Annotated in this window: 24 protein-coding genes; 11 read left to right on the top strand and 13 right to left on the bottom strand. The window is 57.8% G+C overall.

What is annotated here, in order from left to right; translation table 11 throughout:
* Nucleotides 1-10: 10 nt before the first annotated feature.
* From UNPF46_RS24810 to UNPF46_RS24800, 3 genes are all read right to left on the bottom strand, one after another.
* Nucleotides 11-1285 (bottom strand): hypothetical protein, encoded by a 1275-nt coding sequence (locus UNPF46_RS24810; protein ID WP_100180021.1) that lies wholly within the window; start codon nt 1283-1285, stop codon nt 11-13.
* A 140-nt stretch (nt 1286-1425) separates the two neighbouring features.
* Nucleotides 1426-1701 (bottom strand): hypothetical protein, encoded by a 276-nt coding sequence (locus UNPF46_RS24805; RefSeq protein ID WP_100180020.1) that lies wholly within the window; start codon nt 1699-1701, stop codon nt 1426-1428.
* A gap of 74 nt (nt 1702-1775) precedes the next feature.
* Nucleotides 1776-2339, bottom strand: a complete 564-nt coding sequence (locus UNPF46_RS24800) for a hypothetical protein (protein ID WP_246668722.1) — start codon at nt 2337-2339, stop codon at nt 1776-1778.
* 277 nt (nt 2340-2616) lie between these two features.
* Between UNPF46_RS24800 and UNPF46_RS24795 the strand changes: the two genes are divergently transcribed.
* The 6 genes from UNPF46_RS24795 (at nt 2617) to UNPF46_RS24770 (ending at nt 10113) form a co-directional block, all read left to right on the top strand.
* Nucleotides 2617-3819, top strand: a complete 1203-nt coding sequence (locus UNPF46_RS24795; protein WP_100180019.1) for a polysaccharide biosynthesis/export family protein — start codon at nt 2617-2619, stop codon at nt 3817-3819.
* 9 nt (nt 3820-3828) lie between these two features.
* On the top strand, nt 3829-4569 hold the full coding sequence (locus tag UNPF46_RS24790; protein WP_246668721.1) for a hypothetical protein: 741 nt from the start codon (nt 3829-3831) through the stop codon (nt 4567-4569).
* A gap of 68 nt (nt 4570-4637) precedes the next feature.
* Nucleotides 4638-6113: an O-antigen ligase family protein gene (locus UNPF46_RS24785; RefSeq protein WP_246668720.1), complete on the top strand. Its 1476-nt coding sequence runs from the start codon at nt 4638-4640 to the stop codon at nt 6111-6113.
* Between the two features lie 142 nt (nt 6114-6255).
* The gene (locus tag UNPF46_RS24780) at nt 6256-6876 is read left to right on the top strand and encodes a hypothetical protein (RefSeq protein ID WP_142251750.1); all 621 of its coding nucleotides are present in this window, start codon (nt 6256-6258) and stop codon (nt 6874-6876) included.
* A gap of 275 nt (nt 6877-7151) precedes the next feature.
* On the top strand, nt 7152-9392 hold the full coding sequence (locus UNPF46_RS24775) for a polysaccharide biosynthesis tyrosine autokinase (RefSeq protein ID WP_142251749.1): 2241 nt from the start codon (nt 7152-7154) through the stop codon (nt 9390-9392).
* A gap of 1 nt (nt 9393) precedes the next feature.
* The gene (locus UNPF46_RS24770; RefSeq protein WP_142251748.1) at nt 9394-10113 is read left to right on the top strand and encodes a hypothetical protein; all 720 of its coding nucleotides are present in this window, start codon (nt 9394-9396) and stop codon (nt 10111-10113) included.
* Here UNPF46_RS24770 and UNPF46_RS24765 read toward each other — a convergent pair.
* The 7 genes from UNPF46_RS24765 to UNPF46_RS24735 form a co-directional block, all read right to left on the bottom strand.
* Nucleotides 10110-10856 (bottom strand): methyltransferase, encoded by a 747-nt coding sequence (locus tag UNPF46_RS24765; protein WP_181770097.1) that lies wholly within the window; start codon nt 10854-10856, stop codon nt 10110-10112. The two genes, UNPF46_RS24770 and UNPF46_RS24765, sit on opposite strands and share 4 nt — an antisense overlap.
* A 177-nt stretch (nt 10857-11033) precedes the next feature.
* A complete protein-coding gene (locus UNPF46_RS24760; RefSeq protein ID WP_142251746.1) occupies nt 11034-12425 on the bottom strand; it encodes a glycoside hydrolase family 71 protein in 1392 nt (463 codons plus the stop codon).
* Nucleotides 12385-13113: a class I SAM-dependent methyltransferase gene (locus UNPF46_RS24755; RefSeq protein WP_142251745.1), complete on the bottom strand. Its 729-nt coding sequence runs from the start codon at nt 13111-13113 to the stop codon at nt 12385-12387. The genes UNPF46_RS24760 and UNPF46_RS24755 overlap by 41 nt, the downstream gene beginning before the upstream one ends.
* Nucleotides 13114-13803: 690 nt before the next feature.
* Nucleotides 13804-15135 (bottom strand): O-antigen polymerase, encoded by a 1332-nt coding sequence (locus UNPF46_RS24750; RefSeq protein ID WP_142251744.1) that lies wholly within the window; start codon nt 15133-15135, stop codon nt 13804-13806.
* A complete protein-coding gene (locus UNPF46_RS24745) occupies nt 15128-16372 on the bottom strand; it encodes a glycosyltransferase family 4 protein (protein ID WP_142251743.1) in 1245 nt (414 codons plus the stop codon). The genes UNPF46_RS24750 and UNPF46_RS24745 overlap by 8 nt, the downstream gene beginning before the upstream one ends.
* A 12-nt stretch (nt 16373-16384) precedes the next feature.
* The gene (locus tag UNPF46_RS24740) at nt 16385-17662 is read right to left on the bottom strand and encodes a polysaccharide biosynthesis protein (RefSeq protein WP_142251742.1); all 1278 of its coding nucleotides are present in this window, start codon (nt 17660-17662) and stop codon (nt 16385-16387) included.
* Nucleotides 17663-17667: 5 nt separating this feature from the next.
* Nucleotides 17668-18729 carry a glycosyltransferase family 4 protein gene (locus UNPF46_RS24735; RefSeq protein ID WP_142251741.1) on the bottom strand — a complete coding sequence of 354 codons (1062 nt, stop codon included), beginning with the start codon at nt 18727-18729 and terminating at the stop codon, nt 17668-17670.
* A 106-nt stretch (nt 18730-18835) separates the two neighbouring features.
* On the opposite strand from UNPF46_RS24735, the gene UNPF46_RS24730 reads away from it, so the two are divergent.
* Nucleotides 18836-19966: a glycosyltransferase gene (locus UNPF46_RS24730; protein WP_142251740.1), complete on the top strand. Its 1131-nt coding sequence runs from the start codon at nt 18836-18838 to the stop codon at nt 19964-19966.
* On the opposite strand, the gene UNPF46_RS24725 is transcribed toward UNPF46_RS24730, so the two are convergent.
* Complete coding sequence (locus UNPF46_RS24725) at nt 19955-20548, bottom strand: putative colanic acid biosynthesis acetyltransferase (protein WP_142251739.1); 594 nt, start codon at nt 20546-20548, stop codon at nt 19955-19957. The two genes, UNPF46_RS24730 and UNPF46_RS24725, sit on opposite strands and share 12 nt — an antisense overlap.
* A 7-nt stretch (nt 20549-20555) precedes the next feature.
* Complete coding sequence (locus UNPF46_RS24720; RefSeq protein WP_142251738.1) at nt 20556-21923, bottom strand: undecaprenyl-phosphate glucose phosphotransferase; 1368 nt, start codon at nt 21921-21923, stop codon at nt 20556-20558.
* A gap of 393 nt (nt 21924-22316) precedes the next feature.
* Here UNPF46_RS24720 and UNPF46_RS24715 point away from each other — a divergent pair, with 393 nt between their 5' ends.
* The 4 genes from UNPF46_RS24715 to UNPF46_RS24700 all read left to right on the top strand — a co-directional run bounded on the left by UNPF46_RS24715 (nt 22317) and on the right by UNPF46_RS24700 (nt 26399).
* Nucleotides 22317-23306 (top strand): ABC transporter substrate-binding protein, encoded by a 990-nt coding sequence (locus UNPF46_RS24715; RefSeq protein WP_246668719.1) that lies wholly within the window; start codon nt 22317-22319, stop codon nt 23304-23306.
* Nucleotides 23307-23515: 209 nt separating this feature from the next.
* The gene (locus UNPF46_RS24710; protein ID WP_246668718.1) at nt 23516-23788 is read left to right on the top strand and encodes a hypothetical protein; all 273 of its coding nucleotides are present in this window, start codon (nt 23516-23518) and stop codon (nt 23786-23788) included.
* 286 nt (nt 23789-24074) lie between these two features.
* Nucleotides 24075-25049 carry a GDP-L-fucose synthase family protein gene (locus UNPF46_RS24705; RefSeq protein ID WP_142251807.1) on the top strand — a complete coding sequence of 325 codons (975 nt, stop codon included), beginning with the start codon at nt 24075-24077 and terminating at the stop codon, nt 25047-25049.
* Between the two features lie 60 nt (nt 25050-25109).
* On the top strand, nt 25110-26399 hold the full coding sequence (locus UNPF46_RS24700; protein ID WP_142251737.1) for a WcaI family glycosyltransferase: 1290 nt from the start codon (nt 25110-25112) through the stop codon (nt 26397-26399).
* 90 nt (nt 26400-26489) lie between these two features.
* Here UNPF46_RS24700 and UNPF46_RS24695 read toward each other — a convergent pair.
* On the bottom strand, nt 26490-26750 hold a 261-nt coding region (locus tag UNPF46_RS24695; RefSeq protein WP_181770096.1), incomplete at its 5' end, for a GDP-mannose 4,6-dehydratase.

The raw sequence follows: 26750 nt of genomic DNA, 5'->3' as shown, positions 1-26750 counted from the left end.
GATCGGCGCTCTATCGTGACGAGGATTGGCTGACGCTCTGCGACAGCCCCAATCCCACGATCACCGAAAGACACAGGATTGCCGCGGGCCGCAGCAATCCTGGCCCTGCGAAGCTCTGGACCAGCGCAAAGAGAAGACAGGCCGCGGCGGCCGCAGGGAAGAACGAGTCGCGTCCGCGCTGCAAGGCGCCGAAGAACAGGCGCACCAGCGCGATCAGGCCTGCCACCAGCGAGACAACGAGACCGATCGCTCCCATGCCGGCGAAGATCGCTGTCGCCGTCGACGGCGCCGTCAGGGCCGCGCCGGCATCGCTCTGATAGATCCTGGCGATGGCCGAGAAGGTTCCTGCGCCCGCGCCGAACCAGCGCGTATCCGCCAACATCCGCTCCAGCGCCGCGCGCGTCTCCGCCCCCATATCGGGTGTGAGCCGCATGAGGATCGGCCCGGAGCTCTGTTCGAACATGAAGGTCAGGACAATGGCGGCCCCGATCAGCGCGGCGGCCGCCAGCGCGCTGGCGGCCAATGGCGACAGATCGAGCCGGCGGATGACGAGGATCAGCAGGATCAACACAATGCCGAAGCCTGCCGCGACCGCATTGTTGGTTCCGGACAAGCCAAACACCGCAGCCGCGCTGATCAAGGCTCCCGCAAGGCCGAGCAGACCAAGCACGATCGAGCGGACCAGCGAATGACGCGTTTCGGCCCGCTCGGCGGCAAGCTGCATGATCGCCAGATTCAGGACGAGGCCGAAACCGGCCAGGGTCGTCGCGAACTCGGACGTTGCGGCAGTTCCTGCAACTGCGGGCGAGAGACGATGCAGATCCAGGGTCAAGGCGGAGACCGCGGTGACGCCACCGAGGACGAACAGGACCAGCTCGGCGCGGCCGCGATCGCGGACGACCACGATGGTCACGCCGAGCAGCGCGGTCGCGGCCAGCGCCAGCATCAATGCATTCAGGGTCAAGCCGAGATCGGCGGTGATCGGCCCGAGCGAGAGGCCACCAAGGACGTCGCGAGCGCTCGCCCAGATCGGGTGCGCCAAGCTCAATGGAAGCGGGGCGAGCTGGGCGGCGACAAGAACGGGGATCGCGATCAGGATCCAGCGCCCCCAGGAAGTCGCGCGCATATAGTGGTCGTAATCGGCCTTTCGCGCACTTAGCGTGGCCGCCAGCAGGCTGAGCGCGGCAGCCATCGTCCCGAGCTGCGCACCGAACTTGGCGCCGGCGATTTCGAGAGCGGAAGCGGAAACGATGGAAACGATGAGGGCAAAATAAGCGAGGGACAAACGGCGCGCTCGAAGGGAATCCTGAAACGGTCAGGTCACCATACAAGCGAGCGGGGGCTTTTCAAGCGAAGCTCGGTTCGGGCCAACAACTTGCCTGCCAACCCTTCGTATGCGCGCGAAAGGTCGATCGCAAAGAGAGATCAGCGCGCGCTCTTGACCGGCCGGGCAAACACGCGTGCGGCGCGGGCGGCGGCAAGGCTGAAGCGGGCGGCCGAGCCGAAGAGGTAGCCGGCCTGGAGCGCCATGGCGGCGAAGGCCGCAGCCTTCAGGCCTTCGAGGACGCCAAGACTGGTCATCAGGCTGACCGGCAGCACCGTGAGCACCAGGGCGAATGTGACCGGCAGCAGCACCAGGACGCGAAAGCGTTGGCCCAGCACGGCACCTACCAGAAAGCTGAAAATCAAAAGCGCGGTCATCCGAAACACTCCGTGTCTCGGACCCTAGGTTCCCCACCCTAAAAAGACCCTTAAGCTGTATGGCTAAATTTGGCCTATTGACCGCAATTTGCCAGCAGCGAGTGATAGGCCTCCCGTAGCCCGTTCAGGGCGACCACGCCTTTGATCTCGCTGTCGCTTTCTTTGACGATCAGGGACAGCGAGGCGGTCGTCTGCCACTTGCCGCCGGCAAAGGCCGAGATCTCGTCGGGCAGCAGCACCGCAGCGCCAGCGGCCGTCATGCTGGCCTCGACGGTCAGGGTGCCGCCGCCGCTCGTGGCGATGGTGACCTTGGGATGGCTCCGCGGCGGAAAGGGCCTGATCAAGGCCACCAGCACGTCGATCTTGCCCTTGGGCGCGCAGCGGACGATGAGGCCGGCAAAGTCCGGATCGGACTGGGTGGTGTCCGCGGTCTTCGTGATGGCCGCGAAGCTTTCGCCCTCCTTAACTCCTTGCGTGCGGCTGAACTTCCAGACGGAGGAGGGGGCAGGTGCGGCCACTTCCACGAGGGGGATACCCGTGCACGAGGACCGCGCGCAGGGACCCGCCGCGCCGAAGGGGCGGTCTGCGCCGCCAAGGAACGATCCTGCCAGGAGGGTGAACAGAAGGAGGCCAGGCACGAGGAAATCCTATCTTGCGGGTTCCAGCCTTTAGCAGACGGCGGCGAGGTCAAGAAGGCCGGCGCCGACGCGCCGAGCCCTTCGCTTGGGCGGAGTGCTCGCCGACCAGGCACACGAAATACAACAAATGGTCACAAAGGGTTAAACCAAGATCCAAAACGTGGCCCGCACGCAACAGTCGGTGACCGATCGTCCGTTAACCATTCACGAACCCTTGTCGCACTGCCCGCGTCGCCGTACCACTTCAAGGTAATTGGGGTCTCCTGGGGCGCGATTCATGCATTCATTTGCCAAAGCTTATGTATTCACGCCGGCATTTCTGGCCGCCGCTTTGGCGCTCGGAGCCTGCTCGACCAATCCCGGCTCCGGTCCGCTGACGGACGACGTTAACAACAAGATTCAGACGGAAAGCGCGCCGGCCTATGAGCTGGTGCCGCTCAATCCGGCCACGGTGAAGATCCTGCACACGCATGAGCCCAAGGGGCTTGCCGGCGTGTTCACCGATCGCCGTCCGCCCGCCAGCATCGTGTTCGGCATCGGCGATGTCGTCAGCGTCACCATCTTCGAAGCGGCGGCAGGCGGTCTGTTCATCCCGGCGGAAGCCGGCGTCCGTCCCGGCAACTATGTGACGATCCCGGATCAGTCGGTCGACAATGACGGTTTCATCACGGTGCCCTATGCCGGCCAGATCAAGGCCGCGGGCCGCACGGCGGTGGAGATCCAGCGCTCGATCATCGAGAAAATCGGTAACCGCGCCATCGAGCCGCAGGCGGTGGTTTCGATGTCGTCACAGCGCACCCAGCTCATCAGCGTGCTCGGCGAAGTCAATTCGCCGGCGCGTTACCCCGCGAGCGCGGCGGGCGCCAAGGATAAGGTGCTCGATGCGATCACCCGCGCCGGCGGCATCAAGGGTCAGGGCTTCGAGACCTGGGTCATGCTGGAGCGTGGCGGACGGCGGGCCACCGTGCCGTTCGAGAATCTCGTGATGGCGCCCGAGAACAACGTCTATGTGCGTCCCGATGACAGCATCTACGTCTATCGCGAGCAGCAGAAGTTCATGGCGTTCGGCGCCAGCGGCCAGAGCGGCGAGTTCAACTTCGATGCCTGGCGCATCAACCTCGGCGAAGCCGTCGGCAAGGCTGGTGGTCTCCTCGATGGTCAGGCCGATCCCGCTGCCGTGTATCTCTATCGCCGCGAGCCGCGCGAGGTTGCGGCCCAACTCGGCATCGACGTGAGCAAGTACACGTCGGAGACGATCCCGGTCATCTTCAACGTCAACTTCCGCGATCCGGGCGGCTTCTTCCTGGCCACCAAGGTCATGATGAAGAACGGCGACATCATCTACGTCTCGAACTCGCGCAACGTCGAAGTTGCCAAGTTCCTGAACTACATGCGGGTGATCATGGCGACCGGCAGCGATGCCGTGAACCTCAGCAACGATGCGCTGATCTTCCGCAACAACATCAAGCTGGCGCCGTAAGACGCCGACTTGATCGACCAACAGCGATGGCACCGGGGCCTTGTCCCGGTGCCATTTTCGTTTAGCGATCTGATCAATATTGTCGGGCTTGCGGGATCCCTGCTGGGATCGCGGCGCCACTCAGCAGGCGCCGGTCATCCGTCACCCCGCTGTGTTGCAAGGGGCTGTATGCGCTTTCGAACAGTTGGGCGAATTCCGGCCCTCGTCTTGCTCGCTTTCGGGCTCGCACCGGCCGGGACGGCGCTCGGCGCGGCCGCGGAGCTGGGCGTTCGCCACCGCATCGACGTGATGGTCTCGGCCGAGCCCGATGCTCCGATCTTGTCGCGCCTGAAGGGAAGCAAGGGCGAGCTGTCCTTCACGGTCCGGCTGTCGGCGAACTCCAAGGAGAGCAAATTCTTCGGAATGCTGCGTCCGTCTTTCCCTGACATCGTCATCCCCGACGGCGCGGGCAGACCGCTGGTCCAGCAGACCAAGCTCTGGGAGGAGGAGGTCTGCCACCAGCGCCGCGGCCTGCCCAAGGTCACGGTGACGCAGCTCGGCGGGCATTTTGGCGAGGGGGACGGGCGGATCGAGATTTCGGCCATCAACCGGCACATCGGCGTGCTGGTCCCGCCTGACGAATTAACCCCTGGAATAAAACTCGATCAGGGGAGTGATAGCTTTGGGCTATTCTATGCTTTCCGGGCGCAGACCCGGAACAGCCGCCTCAACGTCGATCTGAAGATCTATCCGATCGATTGCTTCCTCTAAGCTCAGAGCAAAGCTCGCAAGAAAGCTCGCAAGACACCACGATGCGCCTTTGGCCTCCCGACATCAGCTTGTCCAGGATTCGTTGGTCGTGGAGCCTGCCCGCGACCTTCATCCTGTTCTCAGTGGTGGCTGGCGCGCCGTTCCCGTTCGGCTCGACCAATGATCTGTCCATCGCGTTCTGGTGCCTCTGTCTCGGCATCGCGGTGATCTTCGCGCCGACGCGCGATCTGCGCGCGCCCCATCTGTGGCTGCTCGCCGGCATCGGCGTGATCGTCGCCGCTTACGCCTTCGTGCTGCACGAGCAGCTCTCCGACCATCCCTTCCTCGCGCCGTTTCAGCCGATCTGGAAGCAGGCCTCGGATCTCCTCGGCGTGCCGATCGCGCCCTCTGCTTCGATCGTGAAGAACGAGGCGTTCTTCGCGCTTGGTGCGCCGCTCGCCAACATCCTCGCCGTCGTGCTCGGCATCACCGTCGGCGCGAACCGCGAGCGCGCGCGCCGCATGCTGTGGGTGATCGCGATCTCGGGGGCGGCTTATGCGCTCTACGGCGTGCTCTCGTTCCTGATCGAGCCCACCATGATCCTGTGGCGGGACAAGACGGCGTATCTCGGCAGCGTCACCGGCACCTTCATCAACCGCAACACCGCGGCGGCCTATTTCGGCTCGGCTGCGGTGATCTGGATGCTGCTGATCCTGGAGGACGTCCGCCGCCGCTTGCCGGAGCGGCACATCGAGTGGCGGCGCCTGTCGCTCGATCTGCGCACGATCCCGCCAAAACAGATCCTGCCGCAGCTCGGTTGCCTCCTGATCTGCCTGATGGCGATGTTCATGACGACCTCGCGCGCCGGCGTCGGCCTGTCGCTGCTCGCGATGATCGTCTCGTTCACGCTGTTCCTGCGGAAGGACCTGCCGCCGCGCACCGGCATCTGGATCTCGCTGGGCTCCGGCATCGCCGTCGCACTCGGCCTGTTGCAACTCCTGGGCGGCCGCGTCTCCAGCCGCTTCGACAGCCAGGGCCTGGTCGACGAGGGCCGCATCGAGGCCTGGAAATCGACACTTCGGATCATCGGCGACAATCCCTGGTTCGGCACCGGCATGGGCACCTTCCAATGGGCGTTCCCGCCGTACCGCAGCCCCAACATCTCGATTCGCGGCGTCTGGGACGCCGCGCATTCGACGCCGCTGGAGCTTGCCTCCGAGGTGGGCATCCCCATGGCGCTGCTGGTGGCGCTCGGCTGGGCAATCATGCTGCTGGTGCTGGCGCGGGGCGTGTTCACCCGGCGGCGCGACGCCATCATCCCGCTCGCGGCAGCGGCGACCGCGACGCTGTCGCTGCTGCATTCGTGCCTGGATTTCACCCTGCAGGTGCCCGGCTACAGCATTCCGTTCTTTGCGCTTTTCGGCGCGGGCCTTTCGCAGTCCTTCCGCACGCAGGAAGGCCGGCCGGCGGCGGGGGCGGACCCCACCAGCCGGCGAGGCGAGGGCCGTCCGGCAACCGTGGACGCAGCCCCGAGCCGGGTGCCTCAGCTTCATAAAAGTGTCTAGATTTGAAGCAGTTGCGCCGTTTACGAAGTCTTTAGAATAAGTGGACAGCCCTTTCCTCTTCCGCTACGTTCCTGCAACGAGCACAGCCATTTGCCCGGGCCGAGGAAGCAATTCGGGGCAGCTGATTTTTGGAGGTTTGTTTATGAGCGTTATCAGGATTGCGCTTCGCATGGCTGCCGCCGCGGCCCTCGCCGTGACGCTTCAGTCGGCCGCCAGCGCCGCCGTTTACCCGCCGCAGCGCCAGCTGCCGGCCACCGTCATTTCCGACTTCAAGGCCGCGCCCAGCAGCCTGCTGCAGCAATATCCGACCGGCGGCCCGCAGCTGATCTCGCGCGTGCGCGACCTCGGCGCTTCCGATCCGACCACGCTTCCCGGCCTGATCGCGCTGCTGAAGGATCCCGCGACCACCAAGGACCAGATGCGCGGCATCGTCGCCGGCCTCGCCCAGGTCGCCCGCATGGCCGCGCAGACCGACCAGGCCTACGCGAATGAGATCCAGGCCGCGATCGCCGGCACCGGCAACGCCGACGTGATCGCCGCCTACCAGGCCGCGACCGGCGACGTCGCAATCGCCGCGACCGGCGGCGGTGCGGGCGGCGGCGGCACCGGCGCGGGTGGACCGACGGGGACGAGCGGATTCGCTACCGGCGGTGGTGGCGGCGGCCTTGTCCGATTCGGCAACAACACGACCAACAACAACGCGCCCAACGGCGGTAGCGGTGGCGTCGGCGGCACCACCAACAGCACAAGTCCGCGGCGCTGAGACCGGAACCGGCCCTCGCGGCCGGTGCTGCGTGACACCTTACTGCAGCGGCGCCAGCGGGCGCCGCTTTGCTTTTTGCGCCGTTAAGCTTCTGGCAAAGTGTCCCGCAAAGCGCGCATTGCACTGCATCGAACGCGTTCAATTGCAGGCCGGCTTGTGCTAGTGTGGCTCGCAGCGCGCTACCCTTGGCATCCGGTTTGCTCCGGATTGCCGACAGGCTTTAGGCCAGCATTGATCCCAAGACGAAAAATCGATCCATTTTCAGGAATTGCTAGATGTTGCAGGTGAACAAGCCGACCTCGGAGATCAACCGTGATTTCGCCGAGGCCGACGGCTCCCCGTCGCAGACGCTGACCTCCTATCTCGACATCGTCCGCCGCCAGTTCCCGACCATAGTCGCGATCGTCTCGGCTTGCGTGATCCTGGCGCTGCTCTATCTCTTCACCGCCGCGCCGCAATTCACCTCCACGGCGTCGATGGTGATCGACACGCGCAAGGTGCAGCTGTTCCAGCAGCAATCCGTGCTGGGCGATATCGCAATTGATTCCGCAACGGTGGAGACTCAGGTCGAGATTCTGAAATCCGAGAACATCAGTCTTGCTGTGATTCGGGACTTGCACTTGATCGATGATCCTGAATTTGTCGGCTCCGGCGGCGGAGTAGTCGGCACAATCATTGGAGCGGCAACCAGTCTGTTCTCGTCCAGGCCCGTCTCGTCAGAGTTTGAGCTGACGCGCAAGGCGCTGGGGCTATTCGAGAAAAATCGTACAATCAAGCGGCTCGGACTCACCTATGTGATGGAGATTGGCTTCACCTCGAAAGACCCGCAGAAAGCGGCGCGGATCGCCAACGCGATCGCCGACGCCTATATCGTCGATCAACTCGAGGCGAAGTATCAGGCAACTCGCCGCGCCAGCGTCTGGCTCCAGGATCGCATCAAGGAGCTGCGCACCCAGGCCTCCGCGGCACAGAAAGCAGTGGTCGATTTCAAGACTGCCAACAACATCATCGCCACCGGCAAGGGGCTGATAAACGAGCAGCAACTTGCCGAGGTAAACAGTCAGCTGATCATGGCGCATGCGGCGACCGCCGAAGCCAAGGCAAGGCTCGACCGCTTGAACGACATCTTTAAGCAGGAGATTCCGGACGCGAGCGTCGCTGACGCGCTGAAGAACGACACAATCGTCAAGCTGCGCGGGCAATATGTCGACCTGGCTTCGAAGGAATCGATCTGGTCGATGAAATACGGCTCAGATCACCTCGCCGCCGTCAACCTGCGCCGGCAGATGGCGGAGATCAAGAAGAATATCCTGGATGAGCTCAAGCGCATCCAGGAGTCTTACAAGAGCGATTACGACATCGCGGTGACCCGCGAGGAGGCGATCAAATCCAGCCTGAACAATGTTGTCTCGGAATCGCAGCTCACCAACCAGGCGCAGGTACAGCTTCGCGAGCTTGAGAGCAACGCGCAGTCCTACCAAGCGATGTACGACAATTTCCTGCAGCGCTACATGGAAAGCGTACAGCAGCAATCATTTCCAATTACAGAAGCGCGTGTGATCAGCGCGGCGACCACACCGCTGGCCAAGAGTTATCCGAAAACCCCATTTCTGCTGGGAGTTGCGTTTATTGGAGGGCTCATTCTGAGCCTTGGGGTGGCAATTGCGCGCGAACTGACGGACAGGGTGTTCCGCACCACCGGTCAGGTGGAGGAGGTACTTGGTACCAACTGCATTGCTATCCTACCAAAGATCAATGCAGCTGGGTCGACTCGCTTCACCAAGCAAAAGGAAGACGCGCAGCCAAATTTACTGCGTTATGTCGTCGACCAGCCTCTCTCTCGCTTTGCTGAGGCGGTACGGTCGCTGAAGGTGGCGCTCGATCTCAACTCCGTCGTGCGGGAACATCGCGTGCTTGCTGTGACCTCAACTTTGCCCAACGAGGGCAAAAGCACACTCTCCACAAACCTCGCACAGCTTATGGCGCATTCAGGTCATAAAGTCATTTTGGTCGATGCCGATCTTCGTAATCCCTCGCTATCGCGAGCCCTAAGGCCCGACGCCAGTATTGGCTTGGTTGATCTGATAGCTCAGAAGGCGCAGCTTCAGGATGTAATTAGCGTGGATCCCCAGACCGGACTTGCGGTGTTGCCCGCGGGCTCGACGTCCAAGCTTCTGCACACAAACGAGGTCTTGGCCTCTCAAGCGATGCAAGCGGTGGTGACTTTATTGCGATCGCAATATGAATACGTAGTGCTCGATATGCCGCCGATGGCGCCTGTGGTGGACGTACGCGTTACATCGACCCTGGTTGATACTTACGTATTCGTGGTGGAATGGGGAAAAACAAAGACTGACGTGGTGCGGCACAACCTACGCAACGCACCTGCAATTCAAGATAAGCTACTTGGAGTGGTTCTCAACAAGGCAGATACAAAGCTGCTGGCGCGCTACGAATCTTATCACGGCCGTTATTACTATCAGAAATATTACGCTCGGTATGGGTACGTGGAGTAGCATGCGATCCGCGCTTCTAGTGCTCGGCCTCGCCGGATTCTGGTGGTCAACTACCGTATTGCCCATCTTCCACTCTGCTTCGGCGACACACGAGATCGTGGACCACATCATTGCTGGTGAACGATTCCGGCCCGGCATTCTGGCTAACGTGCTGGCGCACCTAGAAGCCGAGCCAATACGGACGGTGGTAAAGTCATCAAAGCTTCGCGCTCTTGCTTTTGTCCACCTCGGCATCGCGGAAGGGCAAGTCGGACAAGAGGCGGATAAACAGACTGCCATCGCTGAGCAATACGTCAGAAATTCCATTTCATCAAATCCGATGGATTCATTTCTATGGCTGACGCTCTACTCAGGAAGCGTCAGTCGAGAAGGTGTTGGCCAGAACAACCTAACCTTTCTAGAGCAATCATACGCCACGGGTCCGCGGGAGGGATGGATTGCGCTACGGCGCAATCGATTAGCCCTAGTCGCGTTTCCGCTTCTGGAAAGTCGCATGGCTAAGTCGGCAATCTCCGAATTTTGTAACATTGTAGATTCTGAGTTCATTGATGAGGCTTTCACGTCCCTTGTGGGAGTGGGATGGCCGCATCGTGATCAACTGGTCGCCGGTTTGGAGTGTGCAGACATCTCGGCGCGGGAACGGCTTGCGCAGCGACTGGCAGATGAAGGGATAAAGATTTCACTGCCCGGGGTAGAGGTGCGTAAGAGGTCGTGGTACTAGCATTTTGCGCGTACATCAGCCTCTGATCTGTAGGCTCTCATCCTCAACCACAACTGGGGCAACCTCCGGCCCTCGCGCAGAATACTAATATCTTTTGGCCTACTCTTTTCGTCCAACACTGCAAGTTTCTTTTCATCAGGCATTGCAGCAATCGCATCTATTTTGTGGGTATGAGAGAATCGCTGCAATATACGATACGTTGAGCCGGGGGCCTTATGTTCGTGCAACTCGACGATAATGTCAGATCGAGTCAGTGCTGGCACAGCAATTGGGTCAAGTAACTTATCCTCAGCGCCCTCAATGTCCAACAGCACAAGAGCTGACCTAGCCCGCTCGAGTAGATCGTTCAATAGAGTTTCATTACATTCACCTGCGACTGAGATCGATGCTCTGACTCCGTTGAGCTCTGCCAAACGATCAACGAGCTCCAGAGCTTTGCTGTCAATATCAAACGCATGCACCTGGATGTTTGGACATCGTACTGCCATCCCGACTGCATAGTATCCTTCGGCGCAGCCAACATCCACAAAGCAGTCGTAGCGTGCCTCTGAGATTGCTTCTTGGAACCAAGGTGCGATTTCATGTTCATAGCAGCCTAAGATTTTGGCTCCTAGCAGGCTTCCTGCCGAGAACATACCATATCGCAACCCGGCGAAGGGACCTTGCGCGACCACAGCACTGTCTTCTAAGTGTTCACCGTTGTTAGAGAAGAATCGGTTTTCGCTAGCGACTTGTGTCGCCATGCGCTCTCTCAGCCGCCGATCTCGATCCGCCGAGATGCCCGTTGAACGAGCAAGGTCTTTAAGTAGCGCTAGCAACAACGGCGATATTAGATAAATCCGCTCGGTGACGGTAGGCGAGCGTCGCAGTTCTAAGAACGCTCTTTTTAGATCGCTCATAAAGATCCCCTAATCAAGCAGTCAGCGTTCTATCTTGAGCTGTCCACTAAAGTAGTTGAAGTTTCCAGTAGTGGCATCTGAGGTAACTGGTAGAGAAAGAGTGCCTCCGGTCACGAGTTGCTGGTTCCGCTTCAGAGCGAGCACTATGTTGCCCAAGGCCATTGGGACGGAAGAAATGTGGTCACCCGAAGGTAGTTGGATCTTGTAGCGGCTGCCTCCGACTTCTACGTCCAGAACAGCCGGCGCGCTGAGGAACGTGACGAAGTGTATACGGTCCGTAAGTTGATCAGCAAACTTTGGCCGCCCTCGTACCACCGGAGCGAAGTCGACAACTCCAAGGGACTCCTTAGGATGGAGCTGGTAGAAGTAGAAGAGTTCGTCCTTCGAGATGTCCGGACGGCTTCCCGTCTTAAACCAATCAATATAAAATCGGCTTGCTTGAAGAAAGCCGCCGTGGTCGGGAAGATGCTGCCATGCGGGCACCGCCCATATGTTATGCAGTGGAGCTTCAAAAGGCTCCAGATAGGTGGCCTCGTTCCAATCATTCCAAGTCGCCAACTGTATCCAGTCGGCGCCAGCTTCGATCGCTGATAGCCACCGTTGCTGCATTCCTTTGAAGCCATCGCTCTCAAATACTCGAGAGTTTATCGTCAAGCCTCGATAAAAGGGTGCAATTCCTGCCATGAAGATTTTGCCTCTTGAGTGTACGAGAGGTGCGATTTCGCGGATGGACTGCGCCATTTGTGAATACGGTCCTCCAGCGGCAAACGTAAAAAAGCCGTCAATATCAGGGGACTCTTGCAGGACCGTTCTTGCAACGTAAGTATCGAGGGCTTCAGATCCCAAGTGAATTCCTCGCCGAAGCAAAGGGTAGTTCATGTGAGGAACAAGAAAAATGTCGATACCGCGCTCACTCATCCTATTTCTAAGCTCACTTGCCCAGTTCGGCGTTTGGCCCCAGCCGGATACAACCAGTTTGCCGCTTTTACGCAGTGAATTTGGGTGCGATGCATAGCGGGCGATTAGCTGTACAGCCTCTTCAGCATCTGTCTGATCAAATGATAGTACCAAGTTGAAATGCGGAAAGCGTTCCGAAGCTTGGAACAGTCGCTCGATTACCTTCAGATGGGATGGGTGACGGGTGGGCGAACCAAAATTTATCGCGAAACCGTCGATTTTGCTTGCGCTCGCGAGTTCAATTTCGCGGGCATAGTCCTCAACCGAAGCGTCCAACCCAGCCCGAGGGCAGCAAGCCATGTAGTGTGCAAGAACCAGCTTCGCAGGAGCTTCCTCCGCCTTAGAAGAAGCGATGCTCATGCCCAAGAGAGCGAGCGCCAGCAGTAAACTTGAGCAGAGCCGTTGTAGCGCCAACTTAAGACCCGGTCTTTTCGCCGATTGCAGTAAGCTGCCCATAACTCCGATCGGGATTCTCTACCTCATTGGTGAAGACATTCAGCCCGCTTCGGGTTACGACCTCAAGGACCGCGCGCATTAGCCGTTTCTTCTGCCAAGCTCGGACGATATTCATTCGCGAGCATCCAAACACCCGGACATTCGTGAAGAATTTTTGCATCTCGCGAGAAAGATCAGCCGTATCGAATTCAAAGATGTGTCGTTTATCCCATTTTGATCCCTCCTGTCGTTGCGGTGTCGTGACGACAATTCTTCCGTCTTTTCGGAGTACGCGCTCCAGTTCTTGCAAGACTTCACCGACATTCGGTAGATGTTCAATCACATCAGCCATAACGATCGCGTCAAAATGTTCGTTGGGAAATGGGAGTCTAGAGTCCTGATTTAAAACGAAGGAAACGTTGGGTATTCTCTTCTCAGCAATCTTTGCTCTCGCTAGGGCGATGCCAGACTCTTCATACTCGATGCCGACGATCGTCGCATTTGGCAGTCTCGCACCGAGAAGATACGACAGAAAGCCATCACCAGAACCAAAATCGAGCACAGATTTTGCCGACGTTGGCACTTTTGAGATAGCAACTTCATATCGAGCCATAAGGGGGGCGTTGTATCTTAGACCTAGTTTGCTGCCCAAAGTCCAATGATACGCACCCAACGTCTGATATTTGTCAAAATTGACTTCAGTGGTCATGTTGCATCCTTAGGCTTTAAAGTACTCGGGCTTGCTCTCGAACGAAGTATCGAGAATTGGGATTGAGATCTCTCACCTTCGATGCGGGCACCCCAGAGTAAAGAGCACACGTCTCAGATTCCGCCGTCGCTAACACAGAGCCCGCCGATAAGAGCGATCGAGCTGGAAGTGCTGCGCCCTTCAGTACAATACACCCTGTCCCCACAAAGCTGTACGCGCCAATATGAACGGGTGCAGATCGCTGGGTTGACGTCGACAAATCAATCGAATGAGTCAGTATTTGACTCCTCCAGCCTGCGAAAGTAGCGAACTCACCAATTGTCACCTTATTGGTGCAGTCAAGGATGTGTGAGTTAGTAATGGCTGCATGTCGTTCAAGCACTAGTTCCGGCCGACGATCCCACTCCTCTCGAAATGATCTTGTTTCGCTTAGCGGGACACCGGCGATCTTGTTGAAGTTGCCGATCGAAGCGCCTTCAGACAAGGTGAGTGAAGCGATGTTTCTTATAATACAAAAATGACCAATGCGGGTGCTAGGTCCAAGCGACAGCTTATCTACCAAGAGAATGGACCACCCGACTTTGCACGTGTCTGAAAGGTCGTATCTAAACAGAAATTTCAGGACAAGTCTGCGAAACCACCAGGGAAGCGGCCAGATGGCGACCTGGGTCGCGAGTCGAATGAAGGTCATCATGTATTCGCGCCAATTCGCTTGATGCGAGTAGGGATCTCAAACCTACTCAATATCTGGGCGATAGCTATTGGCAACACGAAAAACAGAGGAAATTTTACAAGAGAGAGTAAAAGTCCATCTCGAAACCATTGTAGGGAAAGTGGAAGACACAGGCAGTAGTAGAGCGTTACAAACGTAGATTGATTGTGACGAACGAACCAGCGATAGATCCATCCCCAAAGCAATCCTGCCAGTGAGCACCAGACCATAACGCCGACGTACCCCAATGACTGCCAACCTTCACCTATCAAGGTGTAGGTAATGCCAACAGGAAATCCGTAGTTGTTAATGTTAAAGAACCGAACTGGTGGACCCACCGGCTTTTCAGGCCAAAATACTCGCGGAATCGGAGCTGTGAAAACCTCGAGGCTGTTAGAGAAATAGTTGAACGTTCCAGTTTGCTCCGGAACCACATTTACTAAATACTCCACGAACTCCAAATTTGCGAAGTCCAGACTGTCAAAAAAATTCCGCCTAGTTTGATTGTATTGTAGCCCTTTCGAGTCTTCTCCCTTTATCCAGTTAGCGATTAACGCCCGTTGTGAGGAGAGCGCGCTGAAGACAATGAGGACGCCGAAGCCCGCGACGAACATCCACTTCTTGAGCCACTTCTTTCGCTCGTTGAAGAGAAACAGTAATCCGAGACCCATAGTCGTCATGATGAAGGTGTATCGTGACCAGCCGACTGAGAGGCGCAGCAGAACGAAGGAAAAAAATGGCAGTAGCCAAATCGGCCTAAATCGATACGCCCAAGCTATGGCAACACCAAAGGCCCCGAGCATAAGATTGGAATCAACAAGATAGGCGGATGTATCAGTATAAATTGTATGGAAACTTGCTGCATCGCGGGTCAAATTCCGCAAGTCTTGTGTGCCAAAATTGATACTAAGGGCATAGCGGATTGATAGAGCGATAAGTGGCGATACGAGGATTAACCCTAGCACAAGAGAAGGCCCATGTCGATTTTGCAGCGCAAGCCGGCTGGTATCCCAGAATCTCATTGGTGCATTGCCGACCAGAGCTGAGCTGCAGAAGAAGCATGCCAACCCAAGGTTCGCGACAAAGAGCGCCGTATGCTTTACCGAGATGTCTGGCCAGAATCCGTACAGTTCATACACATGGTTTAACTCAAGATAGTATTGAAAAAACGGACGAATGACAAAAACAAGTCCGTGGAAGGCCAGATAGAAAGCAAGAGGATGGAATATTGATGCGAATCGACTCGCTAAAAATATCGCAAAAAGAAAGAGCCAAAGCGCGAGTGAGAATAAGAGATGCAAGTCATACAAGGCGAGCTACCTCAGCTACGCGCTCACGGTAAGCGCGATAGGAGAACTTTCGAACGGAAGCGAGGCCGGCTAAGCTTTGCTGTTCGAGAAGTTCAGGTCGATCAATAACTGCCAGTACACATCGATGAAGCTCTTCCTCCGTCACATCCGTCATCAACAACTCGGAATTGTCCGACAATACGACATCCGCGTGTTTCGATTGGATTATGCTCAGCCCACTGGCCATCGCTTCGTACAGCACAATACCTGCACCTTCAAAATAGCTTGGAAACAGCAGACAGTCTGCGCTCTCCATGAGCGCAGCTACATCGGGTCGCGGTACGGTGTGACGGACTGTCACGCGGTCTGAATATTTCGCGAAAGTGTCGCGAGGGATTTGGAGGTCGCCGACGATAGTAAGTGTAGCGGCAGTTTCTGGAATTCGTTCAAACACCTTCAGAATGAGATGAATTCCCTTACGTGGACCCGCCAAACCAGTAAAAAGAAATCGTATCGGATGCCTAAATCTTGAGCGTGGCCTCTTGATTGGAAAAAAAATCTCGTCGTAACAGTAAGGAAGTATCCGTACTTTTCGTGGGTCGACTGGTGCACCCTCTCCGGACGTAAGCGTGTCAGAGCAGAATTGTGAGCCGACAAGTATAGTGTCGGCCAGCGAGTGCTCTTCTTCCGCTCGCTCAATGAACTGTCGGCTCATCAAATGAGGTGCGGAAGTAAAAAACTCGGGGTAGTCGTTGTATATTTCGCTCAGAATGCGATTGTGTACGATAGGATGACCGATGGTCCGGTCGAGGATCGTCTTCACGCCACAATTCCGAGCGGCGCGGAAAACTTCAAGAGAAGATTGATCGTATCCCCAAACGGCACGAACTGGTTTCTTGTCGATTAATCGCTCGACCGGCCGAGCGAATGCTCGGTTGCTAGCCAGTTGTAGCCGTCGCGCCAACCGACGAAATCCGAGCCTAGCGCTGAGTCTCATCGCCCACTCCGTACCCGCGAAGGTCTCTACGCGCTCCAGATCCAGCATCGGATGATGAAACCTGCGCAGTTCGGCGGTTACACGTTCTCTGATGCCAGTAGGAAGCCAAGGAATCAAATTGTACGGCAATCTGTCTTTGGCCCAGAAGATCGCGGTTGCATACCATCCAAGATCGTCGATCTCTTGGAGCGCCCGTGCGGTCTGCCACGAGTGCTGAGTGCCCGGATGAAAAACTCCGATTGGTAACTTCACATTGTCCATTGTTCTCTGCCGTTATTTCCCGCGCCTAAGAGATAGCAGTGCGAAGCAAACGATGCGCGTCAATCGCACTGAAGCAATGCACAGAAATGACCAGAATGTCAGGAGAACAGTAACTTCACCCGCCAAGATCAAGGGGAATAGGAAAGCAATAGAATCGAGGGTAACACTCCAGATGGGAGGCTGCATGAGCCCTCGACTGCGCAGGAGTTGATCTGCAAGGTCGCCCACTACCCAAAAGAGCACTCCTGCCGAGTAAACGACGAGCGCATCAGCAAGGTGGATATAGTGCGGTCCCAGCACCTTAAGGACGTATTCAGGCCACAGCAGCGGGATTGAGACTATTGGAGCTGTGGCTATCGCAGTCAAAAATAGTAAGGCAAAGAAATACCTCTGGAGCGAAGTGACGTTCTTAAGTTTTGCAAAGCCAGGTACAAAGAACCCGCGGAACAATAGCGTTAGCGGAAACATTAGCTGACCTAACCTCGTTATTGCTGCAAAGCCAGCGACGGCTACAGGGCCTGCAAAAAACGCGAGGGCCCAGTAGTAGAACTGGCCTGACGCAGCCTGAAAGATATCCGTCGGAATACTTCGCCGGCGAATGCTTCTCACCTCCGAACTAAAGTCAAGAGCCATATCGGAGCGAGACTCGACCGCAGACCGCAGCCGTCGTCGGCAGAATGCGTAGTTCAGCAGAACTGCGATGGTCGCCGTGGCCATCATCAGATTGGCAGCTTGATATTGTATAGAGAGTAACGGGAGTGCAGCGAGGCGCACACAGGACTGGATAAGTGCGCCGCCAACTACCGCCATCTGTCTATGACCGAGCTGTAGCACTGCATCGTTGACTGTTTGGTGGGCGCCGACAATTGACAGCGCGACAATTACAAATGCGCCGAAGGCGATCTGGAACAATCCTTCGGCTACCTGCATCATCAGCAAAAGCGAAATGAACAAAAAGACGCAATAAAGCCAGCGGTTTTCCTGATGAAGGCTGGTTGCGGCATTCGTTCGGATGGCAGTTAGGTATGCTTCAGTGCAGTCGCGCCTGGCTGCATAACTCCATAGTGTTGGTAGGACGCCCGATGTCAGTACCATCGAAAAAACGGGTACTGTGGCTACCATAAGCCCATAGGAAGCGTAGCTTTCTGGAGGAATTGAGCGGACGATGATGATACCTGTGCCGAGGTCGAGAACCCGTGCCACGGTCCCGCCTGCTCCGAACCCAACTAAATTCCAACTCAGAAGATTGAACTGGCCAAGAAAGCGTCGGATGGGTGCTGTCGTGTTCACATACCTCATTGCAACGAATTTGCCGTGTTAGTCGCGGTTGACTTCATGGCTTCCAAGTAGCGGGCTGCGATGGTATCAGCGCGGTGAAGGTGTAGATGGTGCTGTGAGCCTTTCAGGAGCGTTTCAGTAAGACCGGGATCTCGCAAGGCGCGTATAAGGCGATCTGCCAGCTGCTCCGCATTTCCGTTTTCGAAGGTTAGGGCGTGTGGACCCACCGCATCAACTAGGCCGCCACGTTGGGAGACGATCATGAGGCAGCCGCTTGCGAGACCTTCAAGCGCAACGATACCAAACGGCTCCTGGTAAAGAGAGGGTACAACCATGACTCGATGCTGCCGCATCGTACTGGCAAGCTCTTGTCCGCGCATCGCGCCGACGAACGTTACAAAATTGCCCAGTTGGAGCTGTTGAGAGAGAGAGAGGAAGCGCTCGCGCTCCGGTCCTTCTCCGACTATGGTTGTTCGAAAGTTTGGAACGGCTTCCAAAGCTTTTCGGATCGCGCGAAGAAGCGTATCCACTCCTTTAACAGTCGCCAAGCGGCCAACAAAGAGAACGTCGCCAGGCTTGTCTTCGCCGTGGTATTCAAAAAGGTGATGGTTGTAAGGATTTGGAATGATGATCGAGCGTTGAATAGAGCGCGCCATGTATTGTCCAGGAACGACGTTTATCATTCGCCTTCTTATGATCTGCTTCACAAGGTGGTTTAGCCCAGGGCGTCCGTTGCGACCCACTAAAGGGTTCGGATGATGCACAACGATAGGGCGGTGTGAGAGCAATTGCTCCGTAACGCGCCGCAGGCTGAGAGGCAGGGAGAGAATTACGTCGCTTTGGCGATAGATGGAAAATCGTCGGCCAGATGTGATTTGACGGAGAACAGGAAACGGATATCGATCGCCTTCTTCCCCCGCGGTGTCTGTAATGAGCTTGACCCCATGGCCGGCTCGGACGAATTCTACGGCAAGGGTTTCGGACAGAGTTTCCATGCCGCCGACGGCTGGGCTGAACGAGCTTGAAAAGATCGCTATCTTCATTGAGTTTTCGAGACTATTCGAGGCCAGCGCGAACATGGCGGTTCGTGCCTACGAGCGAGATTGACAGCCCATTCGTATAACGGGATATACCTCAATTGCTTAGACCTACCACTGCTACTCCTCGCATTTATCAAGATTTAGCATGAATCCTGAGCAGCGCAGTCACAGCGTGGCTGAGTCAATTACTTTGATAGCTCCATTTCCGCCGCCCGTCACTGGGCAGTCGGCCTACTCGGTGTATTTATCGAAAGCATTGGGGGGGGGCTGGCTTGAATGCTTGTTTCTTCCCGGCCGAGACGATCGTGACGGAATGATAGGATACTGGCGAAAAGTACGAGCCAGTATGGGGGTCCTTTTGCGCCTTTTGTTGGGGCGTAGGCGGAGGCGCATATTCATCGTGCTAGATGGAGGCGTGGGTCTCCTCTTTGACCTTCTATTCCTTCTCGCGCTTAGGTTGAGAGGAGTAAAGAAGATCATTCTTTCCCATCACTCGTTTGCATATATCGACCAGAATTCGCTTTTGATGCGGCTGGTTGTGGTCGTTACAGGAAGATTGGCCATTCATGCCTTCCTTTGCGATCGGATGAAAGCCTTATTCGGTGACCGCTACGGCATCGTGAATGGCTACGTCTTAAGCAACGCGAGGCGTTCAAACTTGGCGGTTTCGCCTCTCGCGCCCGCCCCTCGGGTTTTTACAATTGGGTATCTGAGCAATATTTCCTTTGAGAAAGGAATCGCTGAATTCTTTGGACTGCTTGATGAACTTGCCGCACGGAACCTAACGTTCGAAGCGAAGATAGCTGGACCGGCCATTTCTGAAGAGGTCGCGAACTTTGTCAACGAGCGCATATCCCGGTGTCGGCATCCGATCATTTGGGTCGGGCCCTTGTACGGCGACGAGAAGGAGGCATTCTTTTCATCCTTATCCGCGTTCGCTTTTCCGACGAACTACATAAATGAGGCCCAACCAAATGTCCTTTTCGAATCGCTTTCTCACGGCGTGCCGGTGGTTTCCATCGCTAAAGGCTGTATCTCGGATGATATGCTGTTATCGAACTCTTTCGTTGCTCCATCGCGAGAAGTATTTATTGACGAGGCCGCTCAGCATATCGAATCCTTGATGCTTCGCTATGAAAAAGGTGAAGCCGACTTGCTCCGGCGCATAACCGCCAGTCGGTTTGCTGAATTGTACGAGAGTTCGCAGCTCGCTGAAGCGCGACTGTTTCGCTATCTGCAAAGTGATACAGCCGGCGAAAATTACTTATTGCTCTAATTGTGTCGAAGCGCAGTTCGGCATCCGTTTAGCCTTAAAAACGGCAGGGTAACCGGCAACGATTGTTCCGGGCGCAACGTCCCGAAGAACAGTACTTCGCGCGCCAACAATTGCGCCAGCGCCAATCGTAACGCCTGGGGCAACAAAACAATCGGCAGCCACCCACGCTTCGTGTTCGATTAGGATCGGTTGAGCGGTGAGCGGAAATATTATATCTTTGTAATCATGTGTAGCGGCGCACAAGTAAGATCTTTGAGACACAACTGCATTGTTGCCGATGGTTATAGGCCCAAGACTGTACAGCTCGGCATTGTCTCCGATCCAACAGTGGTTTCCCAGCTTCACCTTCCAAGGATAGGTTACCCGGACCGTGGGGCGCACGAGCACCCCTTGGCCGACTTCGGCGCCAAACAGCCGTAGCAGCCACCTTCGCCAAGCATAGGCGGGCTGAGGTGACAAGGCGAACAGCGTTTGTTGGACACTCTGCCAAAGCAGGACAATCAGACCTGAGCGGCCCCTAAAACCCGGCGGCGCTTTTGATCGGGAGAGGTCCTGAAACCTGGGTCGCTCATCGCTTTTCATGACTACATCAATAAGCGGTTGGTCGTGTGAAGGTCACCATCGCCGTGCCCAGCATTATCTTCAGGTCCAACCACAAGCTCCAATTATTAATGTACCACAGATCATACTCCACGCGCTTCTGCATCAGGTCGAGCGTGCGGGTTTCTCCGCGGTAACCATTAACTTGGGCCCAGCCGGTGATGCCGGGCTTGACGTGGTGGCGGAAGGCGTAGTTGCCGATGATCTGCTCATATTCGGTGTTGTGGGCGGCCGCGTGCGGGCGGGGGCCGACCAGCGACATGTCGCCCTTGAGCACGTTGAAGAGCTGCGGCAGCTCGTCGATCGAGGTCTTGCGCAGCCATTTGCCGATCGGCGTGACGCGCGGGTCGTTCTTCTCAGCCTGCTTGATCTTCGGGCCGTCCTCCAGCACGCGCATGGTGCGGAACTTGAAGATCTTGAAGGCGCGCCCGCCAAAGCCGTGGCGGGTCTGGCGGAAGAACACCGGGCCCTTCGAGCTCAGCTTGATCAGAGCTGCGGTCACCAGCATCACCGGTGCGAACACGAGAAGCGCAACGCTGGCGCCGACGAGGTCGAGCGCCCGCTTCAGCGCGCGCTCCTTCCAGGACAAGGGCGCGCGGCGCAGCTCGGCGGTGAAGGTGTTGCCGGTGGAGACCAGCGGATAGCGCAGGAACCGCGCCGCGTGGGGGTCCGGCACCAGGTGCACCGGGATGGGGAGGATCTTCAGCACGTCCAGAATGCTGTCGATCGCGTGCTGCCGGCCCCAGTTCATCAGCAGGAAGACGTGCTCGACCCGGTTCTCGCGCGCGTAAGCGATCAGCTCCTCGAAGCGCGGCGCCAACGATGAGAGCAGCAGCGGCGAAGCGAGGTCCTTGGGTCGGATTTCCATCACCCGCATCAGGCGGTAGCCGTGCTGGCCGAGGTCGTCGACCGCGTTGGAGGAGCTGGCAAGGCCGAACTCGGCGATCATGATCGCGCGGCCGTTGGCGAAGGCGCCGGTGCGCAAGGCGTGCGCGGTCCAGCGCGCCGCCAGCGTCTTCCAGGCGAGCAGGACGGCAAGGCCGACCAGATAGAACGAGATCGTGGTGCCGCGGGAGAACTCGTCGCTGACCTTCATCGTGAAGGCGATCGCCAGCAGCGCCCCGAACAGCCCGGTCCACGTCGTCAGCGTCATCCGGAACGTGCGGGGCAGGTTGGTGATGTTCTTCAGGCGATAGCCATGCTGCACGACCGTCAGCAGGACGAAGTTGACGGCCACCATCACGCTCGCCGCCGCATAGACGTCCGCCTTGCCGAGCGTGCCCGCTGTCGCGATGTGATAGCCGACCGCGCAGCCGATCCCGCTGACCATGATCAGCGCCGCGTCGGCCACAGCCATCGCCCGTTCGACAACCACAGGCCGCAGCCAGCGTGACGCAAAACCTGTGGAGGTCTCCGTATCTTGCGCGACCACGGTGATTTCCGTCGTAGTATCAGCGACGGGCACCGGTCGAGTGGAAAGAATGGTCATCCTGCCAAGCCCATTGACGCAAAATTCATTTACCCGAACAAGCCGTGCTATCGGTCAAAATCGCTGTTAAAACAAGGCGAAGGAAAAATTAACCTTACCCCACGCGCTGCATTGTAGCCCATCTCGCCTCGACTGATATGTTAAATTTCACAACCCGTTAGGAAGTCCTCTTTGTCTCGAACCCAGTCCCGGCGGCGGCCCCGGCCGAAGGGGAAGCGCACCCTCGCTTTTGGCCTTGCTGCTGCGGCATTGGTGGGAACTATGCTTCTCCTGCTTCGCCCTGATGCGGTATCCGTACGAACTTCGACGGCTCCGTCTGCGGCCGCGGTCAAGCTCCTGTTGGACGGGCCATACGCGGCGCGGTTCGCCGGCGAGCTCTCTGCATCCAGGCAGAACTATTTCTCCTCCCGCATTGAGTTGGCCGCCCAACCCGACCCGGACTTCGTCCAAACTGTTGCACGCCAACATGCCATCGGCGTGACGAGCGGCCACAAGTTCCTGCTGGCGACCTGGCGCGGCGTTCCCGTCACGGCCTTTGCCGCAAGCTTCCTCGATACTTTTGTCGCGATCTTCACGCTCGAAAGCTCGGGTTTGCGGCGGCCGGCTGATCTGGTCGGAAAGCGGGTCGGGTACCGCCGGGCGAGCGAGGGCGACGTCGTTTTCGATGCCATGATGGCGCAGCTCGGACTTCCTCGAAGCCAGATCACCAAAGTCCCAGACCGTGACAGCTTCGAAGCCCTGCGCGCCGGTGAAGTCGATGCCATCATCGCGGCAATCGACGAGCAACCGGATCCCGCCAGTTCCGCTTTCGTGAAGCTGAATGTCATTAAACCGCAAGACTACGGTATCCATGTGCCTGGCTTGGTTTACTTCGCGAGCAACGCTCTCGTCCATGAACAGCCATCCATGATCGCCGATGCCCTTCAGGGCCTCATTCGGGGATGGCAATTCACCTACGCGGACTATGCACGGAGCGTGCCTGTCCTCGCTGGTACGGGACCTGCCAGGCTAAACCCTGAGCGACTGAGATTCGAACTGCAGCAGCAGCGCCCGCTGGTGCTTCCGACGGGCGGGCGGATCGGCGACTATGACGAGAGTCGCTGGCGGACGCTCCGGGATATCCTGCTCTTTGCCAAGCTCGGTGAGGAAGACGTGCCCCTGGCTCAGTCCGTCAACTACCAGTTCCTCCGGGACGTTTACCGACGATCGCCCGATCTCGCCGCCCCAGGCGCCTGGAGCGAGGAAAAATAGGACCAAGAAGCCACACTTGCGCGCCATATCGTCCCAAGGCCCTTCGGGGACCCCTGCATCGGTTGCATTCGCGCCGGTGGCCTTGGTAAAGTTCGGTTCACTATTTGGGCTGGTCGCGGAGTGGTCTTGCGATCCGGTGACGTCGGTCGGCTGGGATCTGACGCGCACGGTCGGGGATCAACTCCGCAAGGGGCAAGGAGCTATTTTGGATGTTTAAGACGTTGATGCGAGCAGGCCTTTTGGCCGCGACTGCTACGTTCTGCGCAGCGAGCGGAGCGAACGCCGCGATGCAGATGCCCGCTCCGGCTGCCCTGCTCACGGGCGAAAGCCAGGCGACGCCGGTGACGTTCTGGGCGCAGCCCTATCCCTACCGCTACGCGCCGTGGCGCCGTTGCCCGCTGGTGCGGGTCGAGACGCCCTATGGCTGGTACATGGACCGGGTCTGCGCGCCTGTCGGTCCCGTCCTGCGCCGGGCATACTGAGCTTGAGCTAACCAAGCGGCGGCTGCCGCTTTCAACGATCTTCCAGGGCAGCCGCACGGCCGATGCGGCTGCCTTGCTCGTTTTTGTTTCATCGTGTGCCGACCATTTGTGCGCGCGGCGCAGGTTCACCATGAATATCTTTGCCTGGTCGGAACAGGCTGTCGCATGGTGAAGATTGTGTTAGCTGTTTGGTGGGGCTGCATCGGCAGCGTGATTGCGTGACGCAGCGGTGGCTGGAACTCACAGAGGTGATGATCCCCGCGAACCGATGCTTGTAGAGGATGCGATGACAGGGGCTTCAACCTACGATCTCACGGGCAAGCGTGTCTTTGTCGCGGGGCACCGGGGCATGGTCGGATCGGCTGTCGTCCGTAGGCTTGCGTCAGAGAATTGCACCGTGCTGACGGCCGATCGGCGCGAGGTGGACCTCACGAAAGAAGAGCCCACGCTGAAATGGCTCGAGGCCAATCGTCCCGAGGTCGTGGTTCACGCCGCTGCAAAGGTCGGCGGCATTGCAGCCAACAACAATTTCCCGGTCGACTTTCTCTGCGACAACCTTGCGTTGGAATTGAGCGTGATCCGCGCAAGTCACGCAGTTGGCGTGCAGCGTCTGCTGTTTCTCGGCTCGTCCTGCATCTATCCCAAGCACGCCAAGCAGCCGATGGCCGAAAGCGAATTGCTGACGGGGCCGCTTGAGCCCACCAACGAATGGTACGCCATCGCCAAGATTGCCGGCCTCAAGATGTGCCAGGCGTATCGCCGGCAATACGGCGATGATTTCATCTCGGCCATGCCCACCAATCTCTACGGCCGCGGTGACAATTATCATCCGGACCATAGTCATGTGCCGGCTGCACTGATCCGTCGCTTCCACGAAGCCAAGCTTGCCAAGGCGCCGACAGTCACCGTGTGGGGCACGGGCACGCCGCTCCGCGAATTTCTCAGCGTCGAGGATTTTGCGGACGCCTGCGTTTTTCTTCTGAAGAATTATTCGAGCGATCTGCCGATAAACGTCGGCAGTGGCGATGAGGTTTCGATCGCAGACTTCGCTGCGGCCGTGGCGGATGTTGTCGGGTACGAAGGCAAGTTGATCTTCGACACGTCCAAGCCGGATGGGACGCCGCGCAAGCTGCTGGATAGTTCGCGTCTTCGAGCGCTCGGCTGGCGTGCTACCACCTCGCTCCGGGCAGGACTCGCCTCGGCGTATGACGACTTCCTTCAGGGCCATGGCCGTCATCTGGAGGTTAGCCGGGCGAGCTGAGCTGCTCACTACTTCGATTGAACAAATTTTTGATCTTGAATAGCAACTTGGATTCCATTGATGCGTATTCTGCTGGTCGGCATCAATTATGCGCCCGATCTCATTGGCGTAGCGAAGTACAATACGGAGCTGTGCGAGAGCCTCGTCGACGAAGGTCACGAAGTGCGGGTGATCACCGCGCCGCCCTATTATCCCGCCTGGAAGATTCCGCATGGATTTAGTGCGTCTTATTTCAGGGCAACGGGTATCAATGGCGTCCGCGTTACGCGCACGCCGATCTATGTGCCTGCGCAGCCATCGGGCGGGAAGCGTTTGGTTCATCACGCATCCTTTGCATTGAGCAGCATGCTGCCAGTCGTGAAGGAGGCCCTCAGCTGGCGTCCCGACATCATGCTCTCAGTCGCCCCTTCGTTGACGTCCGCTGCATTGGTCTCCTTCGTTGCGCGGCGGATTGGCGCGCAGTCTTGGCTCCATGTGCAGGACTTCGAAGTCGATGCGGCTTTCGATCTGGGCTTGCTCCAGAACGAGAAGCTGCGGACGGTGATGCTGAAGACGGAAGCGGCTATTCTTCGCTCCTTTGACAGGGTTTCATCAATCTCCCCGCAGATGGTCGATCGCCTGCGCGGCAAGGGGCTGGACGCAGAGCGCATAACCGAGGTGAGAAACTGGATCGATACGGCCGCGATCTATCCTGCCTCCAGGCAGACCACATATCGCCAGCAGCTCGGCATTCCCGACACCGCGATTGTCGGGCTCTACTCAGGCACGATGTCGAACAAGCAGGGGCTGGACCTTGCAATCGATGCGGCTGCCGCCTTGGAAGAGAGGCGCCCCGACATTCATTTCATCCTCGCGGGAGAGGGCCCTCACAAGTCAAAGCTGATCGAAATGGCGGCCGGCCGTTCGAGAGTCCATTTCCTGGGCTTGCAGCCTGCCGAGAGCTTCAATGAATTGATGGCGACGGCCGATTTTCATCTCATTCCTCAGAAGGCAGAGGCCGCCGATCTGGTGCTGCCCTCAAAGCTCGGGGCGGTTCTCGCATCCGGGCGACCGGTCATTGCCATGGCGAGCCAAGGCACCGGCCTTGCCGCTGAAGTCGAAGGTGCTGGGCTGGTCATTCCCCCAGGCGATACACCGGCGCTCGCCGCAGCAATTGAGAGCCTAAGTAAGGACCCCGCGCTTTGCGAAAAGCTGGGAGCTGAGGGGCGAAGGCGCTCCGTCGAGCGTTGGGATCGTCGAACGATCGTCCGGCGTTGGATTGAAGACATGGCAGCCCTGAAGGTGCCAAAGCCCGCTTTGTCGCCCACACCCGTCTCAATTCCAGTGAAGGATGTCGTTCCCCAGCCGTGATGATCAGCAGTCGGCGCAACACGTCGTAAATTGAAAAGGGCAGGAGAGCATTTCTGCTTCCCGCCCTCCTGTTCTTACGCTCGCCGCCGGTCACTCATGGCGCGGATAATATCTGAAGCCGTGCTGCTTGATGAGCTCATCCCGTTTTGCGGATTCGAGATCTTCTTTCATCATTTCTCGAACCAGGCTTTCGAACGATGTCTTGGGCTCCCAGCCGAGCTTCTGCTTGGCCTTCGACGGATCACCAAGAAGCGTCGCGACTTCGGTGGGGCGGAAATAGCGCGGATCGACCGAAACGATGCACTTCCCGGACTTGGCGTCATATCCCTTTTCGTCGACGCCGCTTCCCTC

This window comes from Bradyrhizobium sp. UNPF46, from assembly GCF_006658625.1.
Classification (GTDB): Bacteria; Pseudomonadota; Alphaproteobacteria; order Rhizobiales; family Xanthobacteraceae; genus Bradyrhizobium; species Bradyrhizobium nitroreducens.
Note: the sequence above shows the minus strand (reverse complement) of the source record. Positions and strands in the feature narration are given on the sequence as shown.

What these genes read in the sequence shown, in the direction of transcription:
- UNPF46_RS24805 (WP_100180020.1), bottom strand. Translation starts at nt 1,701, where the DNA reads ATGACCGCGCTTTTGATTTTCAGCTTTCTGGTAGGTGCCGTGCTGGGC.
- UNPF46_RS24795 (WP_100180019.1), top strand. Translation starts at nt 2,617, where the DNA reads ATGCATTCATTTGCCAAAGCTTATGTATTCACGCCGGCATTTCTGGCC.
- UNPF46_RS24780 (WP_142251750.1), top strand. Translation starts at nt 6,256, where the DNA reads ATGAGCGTTATCAGGATTGCGCTTCGCATGGCTGCCGCCGCGGCCCTC.
- UNPF46_RS24775 (WP_142251749.1), top strand. Translation starts at nt 7,152, where the DNA reads ATGTTGCAGGTGAACAAGCCGACCTCGGAGATCAACCGTGATTTCGCC.
- UNPF46_RS24770 (WP_142251748.1), top strand. Translation starts at nt 9,394, where the DNA reads ATGCGATCCGCGCTTCTAGTGCTCGGCCTCGCCGGATTCTGGTGGTCA.
- UNPF46_RS24765 (WP_181770097.1), bottom strand. Translation starts at nt 10,856, where the DNA reads ATGGCGACACAAGTCGCTAGCGAAAACCGATTCTTCTCTAACAACGGT.
- UNPF46_RS24760 (WP_142251746.1), bottom strand. Translation starts at nt 12,425, where the DNA reads ATGGGCAGCTTACTGCAATCGGCGAAAAGACCGGGTCTTAAGTTGGCG.
- UNPF46_RS24755 (WP_142251745.1), bottom strand. Translation starts at nt 13,113, where the DNA reads ATGACCACTGAAGTCAATTTTGACAAATATCAGACGTTGGGTGCGTAT.
- UNPF46_RS24745 (WP_142251743.1), bottom strand. Translation starts at nt 16,372, where the DNA reads ATGGACAATGTGAAGTTACCAATCGGAGTTTTTCATCCGGGCACTCAG.
- UNPF46_RS24735 (WP_142251741.1), bottom strand. Translation starts at nt 18,729, where the DNA reads ATGTTCGCGCTGGCCTCGAATAGTCTCGAAAACTCAATGAAGATAGCG.
- UNPF46_RS24730 (WP_142251740.1), top strand. Translation starts at nt 18,836, where the DNA reads ATGAATCCTGAGCAGCGCAGTCACAGCGTGGCTGAGTCAATTACTTTG.
- UNPF46_RS24725 (WP_142251739.1), bottom strand. Translation starts at nt 20,548, where the DNA reads ATGAAAAGCGATGAGCGACCCAGGTTTCAGGACCTCTCCCGATCAAAA.
- UNPF46_RS24720 (WP_142251738.1), bottom strand. Translation starts at nt 21,923, where the DNA reads ATGGCTGTGGCCGACGCGGCGCTGATCATGGTCAGCGGGATCGGCTGC.
- UNPF46_RS24715 (WP_246668719.1), top strand. Translation starts at nt 22,317, where the DNA reads ATGCTTCTCCTGCTTCGCCCTGATGCGGTATCCGTACGAACTTCGACG.
- UNPF46_RS24710 (WP_246668718.1), top strand. Translation starts at nt 23,516, where the DNA reads ATGTTTAAGACGTTGATGCGAGCAGGCCTTTTGGCCGCGACTGCTACG.
- UNPF46_RS24705 (WP_142251807.1), top strand. Translation starts at nt 24,075, where the DNA reads ATGACAGGGGCTTCAACCTACGATCTCACGGGCAAGCGTGTCTTTGTC.
- UNPF46_RS24700 (WP_142251737.1), top strand. Translation starts at nt 25,110, where the DNA reads ATGCGTATTCTGCTGGTCGGCATCAATTATGCGCCCGATCTCATTGGC.